This window comes from Mammaliicoccus sp. K-M42 (assembly GCF_022386375.1).
GTDB classification, from domain to species: Bacteria; Bacillota; Bacilli; order Staphylococcales; family Staphylococcaceae; genus Mammaliicoccus; species Mammaliicoccus fleurettii.
This window is the reverse complement of record NZ_JAJNIS010000001.1, coordinates 1-11,889: the sequence shown is the minus strand read 5'-3', so window position 1 is coordinate 11,889 and position 11,889 is coordinate 1. Positions and strand designations below refer to the sequence as shown.

Annotated in this window: 6 protein-coding genes; 3 read left to right on the top strand and 3 right to left on the bottom strand. The window is 31.4% G+C overall.

Annotation, left to right across the window (positions count from 1 at the left end; genetic code table 11):
* Positions 1 to 17 precede the first annotated feature (17 nt).
* Together LQ668_RS00030 and LQ668_RS00025 are read right to left on the bottom strand one after the other, a co-directional pair.
* Positions 18 to 1,670 carry a b(o/a)3-type cytochrome-c oxidase subunit 1 gene (locus LQ668_RS00030; protein WP_239775850.1) on the bottom strand — a complete coding sequence of 551 codons (1,653 nt, stop codon included), beginning with the start codon at positions 1,668 to 1,670 and terminating at the stop codon, positions 18 to 20.
* Positions 1,667 to 2,146 carry a cytochrome c oxidase subunit II gene (locus LQ668_RS00025; protein ID WP_078356655.1) on the bottom strand — a complete coding sequence of 160 codons (480 nt, stop codon included), beginning with the start codon at positions 2,144 to 2,146 and terminating at the stop codon, positions 1,667 to 1,669. Before LQ668_RS00025 ends, LQ668_RS00030 begins: the two co-directional genes overlap by 4 nt.
* 285 nt (positions 2,147 to 2,431) lie before the next feature.
* On the opposite strand from LQ668_RS00025, the gene LQ668_RS00020 reads away from it, so the two are divergent.
* Complete coding sequence (locus LQ668_RS00020; RefSeq protein ID WP_119634652.1) at positions 2,432 to 5,860, top strand: dynamin family protein; 3,429 nt, start codon at positions 2,432 to 2,434, stop codon at positions 5,858 to 5,860.
* Positions 5,861 to 5,871: 11 nt separating this feature from the next.
* Complete coding sequence (locus tag LQ668_RS00015) at positions 5,872 to 6,756, top strand: 5'-3' exonuclease (protein WP_078356657.1); 885 nt, start codon at positions 5,872 to 5,874, stop codon at positions 6,754 to 6,756.
* Between the two features lie 31 nt (positions 6,757 to 6,787).
* Here the strand turns inward: LQ668_RS00015 and LQ668_RS00010 are convergent, their stop codons facing one another.
* Complete coding sequence (locus LQ668_RS00010) at positions 6,788 to 7,195, bottom strand: ribonuclease HI family protein (RefSeq protein ID WP_107510170.1); 408 nt, start codon at positions 7,193 to 7,195, stop codon at positions 6,788 to 6,790.
* A 452-nt stretch (positions 7,196 to 7,647) separates the two neighbouring features.
* Between LQ668_RS00010 and LQ668_RS00005 the strand changes: the two genes are divergently transcribed.
* A complete protein-coding gene (locus LQ668_RS00005) occupies positions 7,648 to 11,748 on the top strand; it encodes a Rib/alpha-like domain-containing protein (RefSeq protein ID WP_239775849.1) in 4,101 nt (1,366 codons plus the stop codon).
* The last annotated feature ends 141 nt before the right edge of the window (positions 11,749 to 11,889 follow it).

The following is an 11,889-nucleotide window of genomic DNA, read 5'->3' as shown; positions in this document are numbered from 1 at the left end:
ATAAAATTTCAATTTACTTACCAAAGTTTACCTTCACCTAATCCTTTAGCGCCTGGTGGTGGATCTATAAACACTTGACCAATCGGAACTGTATAAGCTATTAGAATTAATAATACAGTAATGATGATTAGGAATCTCCAATTTTCGACAAGTTTAGTTACTGGTTGTTGCTCATCTAATGCTTCCGCAATTGGATATTCTTCTTCTCCTTTTGGTGATAAGAAAGTTAAGTGTATAAATATCATTACAACTAATATAATTGAAATAAATAGAATTGTTCCCCCAACGGCTTGTAAAACTTGATACGGGATCCACTCTGCCGCTTGTTTAGCGCCACCATATTCAGAAAAAGTCGATCTTCTTGGAGCACCTTTAAATAAACCTACATAGTGCATTGCACCACTCATAATTGTCATTCCGATAGCCCAAGTATAACCTTGTATAATTGCTAATTTATTAGTAAATTTAGTCAATTTTCTACCTGTACAATGAGGTATCAACCAGTACATTATGCCGAAGAAAGTTAATATAACAGCTGATGCGATTGTTAAATGGAAATGTCCAGTTACCCAAATCGTATTGTGTATAAGACCATTCATTTGTGCTGAAGCATTTACTAAGCCTCCAGCACCACCAGGTATAAATGCCAACATACCTAAGAAAGGTAATACAAATCTTGCATCGTTCCAAGGTAAAGATTTAAACCATGTAAATAATCCTTTATATCCTAAAGAACGCCCATGATGCTCGAAAGTTGCAAATAAACTAAATGCTGTCATAAATGAAGGTACTACTACCATAAATGTTAGAACTACTTGTAAATACTTCCATATATCATCAATTCCAGGTTCAACTAATTGGTGGTGTATCCCAACAGGAATACTGAAGAATAAGAAAAGCATAAATGACATTCTTGCTAAGTTATCTGAGAATGCTTTGCCGTTTATTATTTTCGGTACAATTGCATACCAACACATATAAGCTGGCAATAACCAGAAATAAACTAATGCATGTCCAAAATACCAAAATAATGTTCTACTTAAAGACACATCAACTCTTTCAACTAAACCTAAAGACCATGGTATTAATTGAAAAAGCACTGTTGCTGCAACCCCTAACGAACATACAATCCACATTACTCCATTTATTGCTACCATATAACTAAGTAAGGGAGATTTCTTACCTGGATAAGTTTTCTTAAATTCTCTATATTTCAAAATTTGGCCAATTACAGAAATCCAACTACCTACAACTACTAAAGCCATACCTACATAGAATATGACGTGTGCTTGTAATGGTGCATAAAAAGTATATAAAACTGTTGCCTTATTAAGTAACACCATTGTAGCAGCCATAAGCGTTCCAACAATCATAACAAAAAAGCCAATCCATCCTAATTTTCTTTGTACGGATGTTAAATGTCCACATGTTTTGGCTACTGCTGAATATTGAAACCCTAAAATAAAGAAAGTTGTAAGTACAAGTGCTAAAACAATACCGTGTACAGTCAAAATTTGATAATAAGAAATATTCTTAGGTAATTGTAATAAACCTGATCTTACGAAAGTTTGTAATAAACCTGCGAGTCCCCCTAGAATTAAACAACCAATTGCCACATACATATGTGCCATAACGAGTTTACTGTCTGACTTATTTAAACGTGTTATCATTTTTTATCCACAACCTTTATCATCGACTTCATATCTGCATGACCGACACCACAATATTCATTGCAGATGATCAAATATTCGCCTTTATCATTAAATGTCTTTGTATATTCACTAATGTGTCCTGGTTCAAGCATCATGTTAACGTTTGTTCCAGGTAAACTGAAGCCATGCAAAGTATCTTTACTTGTTGCAATGATTTTTACTTTCGAACCTTTAGGTATTTCTACTTTCCCAGGTTGATAATTAAAAGCTGAAGCGACTATTACTAGTTCATAGTCATAATCTTTACCATCCACTTTATTGAGACCCGGCTTATTAAAAGGTTCAATTTGATCGACTTTATCTGGATTTACATACTCTCTACCAGAAGCGGCTGGCTTATGTCCATTATGTAATCCAGTGATTATTAAAATTGCAAGAAACAATACTAAAGAAGCTGTTCCTATGGTTAACCATAACTTTTCATATTTATGCACAAATTTCACCCCTTACATTCTTATCAAAAATAAAATAAAACAAATCACCCATAATACTGCAAAAATTCCTCCCAATGTAAAAACTGAGTAGAGCGTGCCTCTTAGGTCGAGATCATCATGTGAATGGTCATCAGTTTTATTACTAAGGTCATTTTTTTGGACTGTCATATGATTCATCCTTTCTTATATTCTCTTCATTATTTATAATAGAATAGAGATAGAAAAAATAATGTGATGTAAATCACATTATTTAAATTATTTGTGCATAAATGAAGGGGAATTAAAATGGAAAGTAATCAAGAATCATTAGATTTACTCTATAAACTAAAAAAAGAAATTGAAAAATCATCAAATCAACAATTGATTAAACAAATCAATGAAATGATTAAGAAAGTATATAATGAACAATATACTGTTAGCTTTGTAGGTCATTTTTCAGCTGGAAAATCTACATTAATAAATAATGTTATCGGCCAAAGCATATTACCGAGTTCACCAGTGCCGACAACGAGTAATACCGCACAATTAATTTCATCAAATAAAAATAGTATTTCCGTCAATTTAAGTGATAACCAATATACAGTGGTGAATAACCAAGAAGATGTCAAAAGATTAAATACTGAAGATCGTAAAGTAGAATCAATCGAGATAGAGTTTACTTCTGATAAATTTAATAAAGGTTTCACTTTTCAAGATACGCCAGGTGTAGATTCTATGAGTGACAACCATAGAGAAAGTGCATTTCAATATTTACTGACTTCGAATTATGTTTTTTATACAGTAGACTATAACCACGTACAATCAGATATGAATTTCAATTTCATTAAGTCTCTTAACAAATTAGATATACCTGTTATTTTGCTAGTGAATCAAGTAGATAAACATGATGAAAATGAAATACCTTTTGATATATATAAACGTAGAGTTAATAAAGCAGTAACAGATTGGAAACTTAATTTAGAGAAAATATTCTATGTATCAAAGTATGAAACACTAAACAATGAAAAAGTTGAATTCAATGAATACATTCATCAACTTGATCAAAACAGAACTGAACATCAAGTATTTATTGAACGCGTAACAAATTATATTAAACAAGAACAATTAGAATATATAAATCGTCATATGGAATCTATTCTTTCAGACATTGAATCAACTGAAGAAACATTTGATGAAGATTATCAAACATATAAAGAAAAATTCAACGTTCAAAATGAACAGTCTCTTATTCAAAATAAAGATCAATTCACATCAAATTTAAAAGAAAAGCGAAAAGAAATATTAGATAACGCTTATCTAATGCCTTACGAAATGAGAGAAACGATTCGTGTTTATTTAGAAACGACAGCTAAAGATTATAAAGTAAAAGGGTTATTCAACAAAGATAAGAAAAAAGAACTTATTCAAGAAGAAAAGTTAAATACGGTAAAAGAAGAATTAGATTTAAAAATACATGATGAAATAACAAAAGTATGGATTAAATCATTAGAACATCTTAATAAATACATTAAAGATTCCAATCTTTTCGAAAAAATTATCAACCAACAATATACAATTTCTAAAGAAGAACTTGCTGAACATGTCCAAGAGCAAACGTCTATTACGAATGATTATGTAATTATATATACGAAAGGTATAGTAGATATCATCACTAGAAAAGTTCGTAATGATACAAATCAACTTATAGAAGAAATTGTGAATTCAAGTGAAGTGCATAATGAAACTAATGAAGATGCAAACCAGCTAAGTGAATATGAAGAATATATTGAATTCAAAAATTTAAAATCTTCTCTTATAACAAATAATTACCAGCACTACTATATTCATCTGGATGAATCTATTGATAAGTTAATTGATAGACATTTTGTACGTATTGAAGAAATAGATTTAGGAAATCAAATTGAGAAGAAACATCAATATAAAGTAGAAAGCTCAAAACAAAAAGAAAGTAATCTCGTTAATATAAATGAAAAATTAACAAAGTTGAAAAATCTTCCATTATTTGAAGGTGAAGTAGAAAACATTCATAACCAAGTTCAGCGTATGGAAAATAACATTACAAAAATCGCGGTATTTGGTACATTCAGTGCAGGGAAAAGTAGTTTAATTAATGCTATTTTAAGAAATCCTATATTATTAAGTTCACCAAACCCAACTACTGCAAGTATTACTGAAATTAGTTATGGAACAAAACAAGAAGTTACTTTTAAAACTTATTCTCAATTACTCGAAGAAATTAATCATATAACAGAATTTGCGAATAAAAATTATGATTCTATTGAGTCTTTTATAGAAGATAAAAATATAAAACAACATCCTTCTTTATCGAGTAATCATATAGCATTTTTTGAAGCTATTGAAACAAACTTCAAATATTATGAAGATACACTGAAAAAAGAGAAAGCCACTGAGTTTAAACTTGAAGAATTAGAAAAACTAACTGCAGATGATACGCACGCAGCATTTGTGCATAAAATTAATTTAAGACTTGAAGAAGAATGGTTAAAAGATAAAATTATTATCGATTCACCTGGATTAAATTCTAATAACCAAAGACACACGAGAGAAACTGAACAAATAATAGCTTCAAGTGATCTTATAATATATGTTAGCTATTACAACCATGCCTTTACAGATAAAGATGGCGAATTTTTAACTTATATGAGAGATATGAATAATTTGCAACAAACACAAGGATTAAAATTCGTTATTAATGCAATTGACTTAGCTGAATCCGAAGAAGATAAAAATGCAGTTATTTCATATGTCGAGTCCTCATTAGATGCATTAAACATTAAACCTGAATGTTATCCTGTATCTAGTAAACTCGCTATTAAAAATTATGACGACTATTTCAATAATTTCATGAACGCAATAGATCATTTTGTTAAAGTTGAAAGTAAAACTGTTCTACAATCTCAAGTAGAATCAAGAATTAATCAATTGATTAGTGAACTTGAAAGAATGGTCCATACGTATAGACAAGATAAAGCACAACTAGAAAAAAGAAATACTACATTACTTAAATATAAAGAAAAACAAAACTTCACTAATCAAATAGTTGTAAAATCGCATCATCAACTAGAAAAAGAAATTCATGATCAACTTTATTATTTGAAAGACCGATTAAATATACAACTAAACGATATTGTGAAAAAACATTTTAATACTTCTACTGTTACAGATGATTTTAAACAATCACTTCAAACAAGTACAAAACAATATGTCGATGATTTAAATCAAAAATTAAGTTTAGAAAGTTCACTCATAGTTGAAAGATTAAAGAACTTTTATTCAAGAACATTTGATGATTTGCTTACACCAACAATCGTTGAATTAAACGAAGCGTCAATATTAGTATCAAAGTTCAAACATGATTTTATCAATGAAATAAATCCAGAACCGATAAACATCAATATTCAAGAAATCTCTAACCAAACAATTAGCTCCATTTCGAAAAAAGATTTGTTAAAAACATCTAAAGCTAAGGACGTACAAACATCAATATTAAATGATACAATGTCGTTATTAGATCAACCAATCGTCTACTTTAACAATGCTTTAACTAAAAATCTTGAAGGCTATGATAACTTAGCTGAACATTATATAGTAGATTACAACAAAGAAACGATTAAACTGATAGAATCATATTTATCTGTTAACGTAGATAATAATGTCATAGAACAAATCGAAAAAGTCTTAAAAGAGATATAGAGGAGAACAAAATGGGAAATAAAATATTATTAATAGATGGAATGGCTTTATTATTTAGACATTTTTATGCTACAAGTATCCATAAGCAATTTATGAGAGATTCAAAAGGGATTCCCACAAACGCGGTACAAGGTTTCGTTAGACATACGTATACAGTTATTAACGATATACAACCTTCACATGTTGCAGTATGTTGGGATATGGGTTCAAAAACATTTCGTAATGACATGTTTGAAGCTTATAAGTCTAACCGAGTTGCACCACCAGAAGAGATGATACCTCAATTTGATAGAGCGAAAGAGATTGCTGAAAAATTAGGAATGTTTAACTTAGGTATAACAAATTATGAAGCGGATGATGTTATCGGTACGATTAGTAAAAAGGCACAGGAAAAAGGGTACGAAACATACGTAGTAAGTGGTGACCGTGATTTATTGCAATGTATTGATACAAACGTTAACATCTGGCTAACAAAAAAAGGATTCAATATATATAATAAATATGATATCCATAAATTTAGAGAAGAATATGGTCTTGAGCCACATCAATTAGTAGATGTAAAAGCATTTATGGGTGACACTGCTGACGGATATCCAGGTGTTAAAGGAATAGGTGAGAAGACTGCAATAAAACTTATTCAACAATATCAATCAGTTGAAAATGTTATAGAAAATATTGATGAATTAACTGCAGGACAACAAAATAAAATCATCACATATAGAGATGATTTAGCCATGTCCAAACGACTAGCTCAAATTCATACAGATGTACCACTTGAAACAGAAGACTTATTAAATAAAATGACATACAACCATCATATAGAAAATTCTATTAATATTTGTAATGAACATGAACTGTTTGTTTCAAGTAAATATTTAATGAATAACTTTTCATAATAATAACCGCCAACAATGTAGTTGGCGGTTATTATTTTTTATTTCGTTTTTTCAAATGCTTTCTTAATGCAGTTTGTGCTAATTGGTTAGCTTCTTTATTTTGTACTCTTGGTATCCATTTAACAAATACTAAATCAAATTTCTGTTGCAATTGTTTATATTCATTAAAATACGATTTAAACATTTCATTCTTCACAAAATTTTTCTCTATACTATCACCAATCAATTTTGAATCTGTATACACTAAAGCATTATTAACATTTAATTCAGCAGCATGCTTTAGTGATAAGATAAATGCTTCCCACTCAGCACGATGATTATCCATCAATCCTAAGCTTTCCGTAAAATAATGCCTCTCATTATCTACTATAATTACAATTCCACATGTACTTTCACCAGGATTACCTTTAGTCGCTGCATCAAAATAAATTTGTGGCACTAATATCATCTCTTTCAATTAAATTCATCATTATATCTAATTTACATGAACATCTAGCATAGTTCAATTAAATTCAAGTGAGAATACAGGAATAATATTTGAATACGACATACTATAACGAGATATTATAGACTTTAAAATTTATATAAATATTTTATAGAGATTTAAAAATATAGTATTTTATTCGCACAATAAATATGATATAATATTTTGGAACAAAATTTAATTTTGTTCCATATCAAATATGTGAATAGTTTATATGGAAGGAGAGTAATTTAATATCACCATTCACATATTGCTAGTGTGAAACTTAGCTCATATATCTTAGATTCATTTAGAGATTTTTTGAACACATTACTAGTGAGATAAAAATAAAATAGTTACATAAGAATCATCGTATGAGTAAATTAGCACTCCAATTTAAATTATTATCTATGAAAAGGAGATTGCTAATGGACAATCAACGGCGATTACAAAAATTTAGTATTCGAAAGTATACTATTGGTACATGCTCAATATTAATCGGCACACTTTTATTTCTTGGTAATCCATCAGATAAAGCTTTTGCATCAGAAAAAAATATAGATGTTACCAATCAAGAAGAATCAGTAAAACCTACAGAAACAACAAATGATACAAGTAATGAACTATCAAATCAAAACACAAACGAAAATGTAGAACAGAATAATGAAGCACCAACTGATAAAATAAAAACAAATGAACAAATAGAAGAACAATCTATAGTTGAAGAAACAGATAATCAAACTTCAAAAGTGGAGAATGAAACAACACAAGAAGAAAAAAATACAGAAAATTCAACTTATAAAGAGGAAAACAAATTAAACAAAGATACGATTGTTACTAAAGAAAATAATAAAGAATTAGATAAACCTGTAAATAATGTAAACCAATCTATCAAGGCGTCAACTACGACAAATACAGTAGATCAACATAATTCATCTTCTCAACAAACGCCACATTCAGAAATAAAAACAAATTTAACTGAACCTGAAAATAATAAAAAAACAATTATAGAGAAAAATAATTCAAATGAAGCAATTCAAAATAGAAATAATAATGAGATAAATAACACAAATAATAATGAGAATAATGTGACACCTAAAATAGTTAAAGCTACTGAAGTCCGTACTAATAAAATGACTGTTGAAGAATTTAAGAAATTAAGTCCAAGAGAGATTTTTTCAATTGATTTTGAAGAACTTAAGAACTTAAATATTCAAGCTTTCTATTCTGATTTAACAAGAGCACAACAAAAAGCATTAGCGTTAAATAAATCTTTCCAATCATATTACGGAAATATTTATCCTGCTCCTAGTTTATCAATGTTTAGAGCTGCTCAAGGACCATATCCAACAGGTATTGCTCAAGAATATGACTTTGGTCCTCTGGGTGATAGAGACTTTGGTGGTAATAACCAAGGAGACCAATTCCACTTACTTGCTGCTATGCAATTAGAAAACGTAGCACGTGAAGGTGATAATGCGGTTATAAGAGATAAAATTAGATTCAATGACAACAGTGCCAATAGAGGAAGTATGAAATATTATTTCGCTGCAAGTGAAGGAAATATTAAAATTCTTCGTTTAGAAAAAAATGGACAAAGTATAAATACAAACAATGTTTATACCGAGGATTTAAATAAGACATTTAAATTAAAGAGACCTCAAATATATAATGATATAACAAGAGATTTCATCCATCCTCTTACATCACAAGTTAAAGTAGTTTATGGAAAACGTTCTGATAAAATTATTGTGGAATTTGAAGTAAGAGTACCATTAACAACTTTACTTTCAAAATATGAAGACCCAACAGATACATCAACTGGTGATCATAAATTCAAATCATTTGTTATTGGTGCTGGTGGATTGAATACTGCTATTAGAAACAAACAAAATACATTTAGAGTTAGAGGTGTTTATAACACCACTATTAGTCCTACTATTCATACAGATCTAACTGAAAAAGCTAATACCAAAACTCCTGTTGTTGTATATTCATTACCAGGATTAGCAATTAAATTATACGATAAAAGTAATAATGTAATTGGTGAAGGTATTGTCCAATCAAATGGTAAAGCACCTATAACACCTACAGTAGATATTCCTGCCGGAGATGTTACAGCAAGAATAGTAACCAAAGGAAGAGAATTGTTTCCGAGTGCTCCAAAAGTCGCTACTCGTAAAGAAACAGATGCAGATAGACATAATCCAACTGCTATTAACCAAACAGTAGAGATAAATGAAACACCATCTGTCGATCAATCAATCAGTTTACCTTCTGGAACACCAAATGGTACAAGATATGAGTATATAACACAAATAGATACGCAAACTGTAGGTGATAAAAACGCTACAGTACGAGTAACATACCCAGATAACAGTTACGATGATGTGCCAGTAGTAATTGAAGTTATAGACACGACACCACCAGTAGCTCCAACTCTACAAAATAAAACTAATGAAAGAAATGTAGCTATACAACCAATAACAATTCCTAATGCGACAGATAATAGCGGTGATGTAGAACCAAGTAGCGTAACAGGTTTACCTCCAGGACTAACTTATAACAGTCAAACTAAGCAAATTACCGGTACACCAACAACAGAAGGTACAAGTAGAATATCTGTTAAATATGTAGATCCAAGTGGCAATAGTATAGGTAAAAATTTCAAATTCACAGTTGTAGATACAACACCACCAAATAAACCTGTCATTCAAACAGATTTAACTGGTAAAGCTGGTACGACTCCAACTATTGCTGTTAACGCTGAACCAAGATCTAATGTAAAATTATACGATAAAGATGGCAATAAGATTGGTGAAGGGGTCGCAAATGATCAAGGTGTTGCTCAAATAACACCGACAACTCCTTTAACTGAAGGTAATATCACAGCGAAAGCGACCGATAATGCAGCTACACCAAATACCTCTGTTGCTTCTGATCCAATCAAAGCGACAGATACAACGCCACCAGCTAAACCTGTCATCACAACAGACTTAACTGGTAAAGCTGGTACAACACCAACTATTTCAGTTAATGCAGAAGCAAGATCTAATGTTGAATTATTCGATAAAGATGGAAATAAAATTGGTCAAGGTGTGGCGAATAATCAAGGTGTGGTAGAAATTACACCAACAACACCTTTAACTGAAGGTAATGTCACAGCGAGAGCAACCGATAACGCAGAATCACCAAACACTTCTGCAGCTTCTGATCCAGTCAAAGCGACAGATACAACAGCTCCGGCTAAACCTGTTATTACAACAGACTTAATAGGCAAAGCAGGTACAACACCAGCTATTTCTGTTAATGCTGAACCAGGTTCTAATGTTGAATTATTCGATAAAAATGGTCATAAGATTGGTCAAGGTGTGGCAAATAATCAAGGTGTCGCTCAAATTACGCCGACAATGCCATTACCTGAAGGCAATATCACAGCTAAAGCAACAGATAATGCGGAAACGCCGAATACTTCTGTCGCTTCTGACCCAATCAAGGCGACAGATACAACGCCACCTGCTAAACCAGTTATCATAACAGATTTAGCAGGCAAAGCAGGAACTACGCCAACTATTTCTGTAAATGCAGAACCAGGTTCTAATGTTGAAATCTTTAATAAAGACGGAAACAAAATTGGTGAAGCTAAAGCGAATAATCAAGGTATCGCTCAAATTACGCCGACTACACCACTGTCTGAAGGTAATATCACAGCGAAAGCAACGGATAATGCAGAAACACCGAATACATCTGACGCTTCTGATCCAGTTAAGGCAACTGATACAACGGCTCCGGTTAAACCTGTCATCACAACTGATTTAACTGGTAAAGCTCATATGACGCCAAATATATCTGTGAATGCTGAACCAGGTTCTAATGTTGAAATTTTTGATAAAGATGGCAACAAAATTGGTGAAGCTATTGCCAATGATCAAGGTGTGGCTGAAATTACGCCAACAACACCATTACCTGAAGGTAATATCACAGCCAAAGCGACAGATAACGCAGAATCACCGAACACGTCGGACGCTTCTGACCCAATCAAGGCGACAGATACAACTGCGCCAACTAAACCTGTTATTACAACAGATTTAAGTGGTAAAGCTCATATGACACCAACTATTTCTGTGAATGCTGAACCAGGTTCTAATGTTGAATTATTCGATAAAGACGGCAACAAAATTGGTGAAGCTATTGCCAATGATCAAGGTGTGGCTGAAATTACACCAACAACACCATTACCTGAAGGTAATATCACAGCCAAAGCGACAGATAATGCGCAATCACCGAATACGTCTGACGCTTCTGACCCAATCAAGGCGACAGATACAACGGCTCCGGCTAAACCTGTTATCACTACAGACTTAACAGGCAAAGGTGGTATGAAAGATCCTATTGTAGTAAACGCTGAACCTCATTCTAAAGTAGAATTGTTCGATAAAGATGGTAATAAGATTGGTGAAGGCATCGCAAATGATCAAGGTGTTGCTGAAATTACACCAACTATTGAATATGTCCATATAATTGTGTAATAAAATAAGAGCCATATATAGCTCACTTTAGTACAATGTAATCGACTAAGAAAAATTGTAGAGGTGACTATATATGACTCAATTAAATATTAACGTAGACTTTGAAGAATTGGCAAGTGCTATATTTGAAAGTAACTTAAA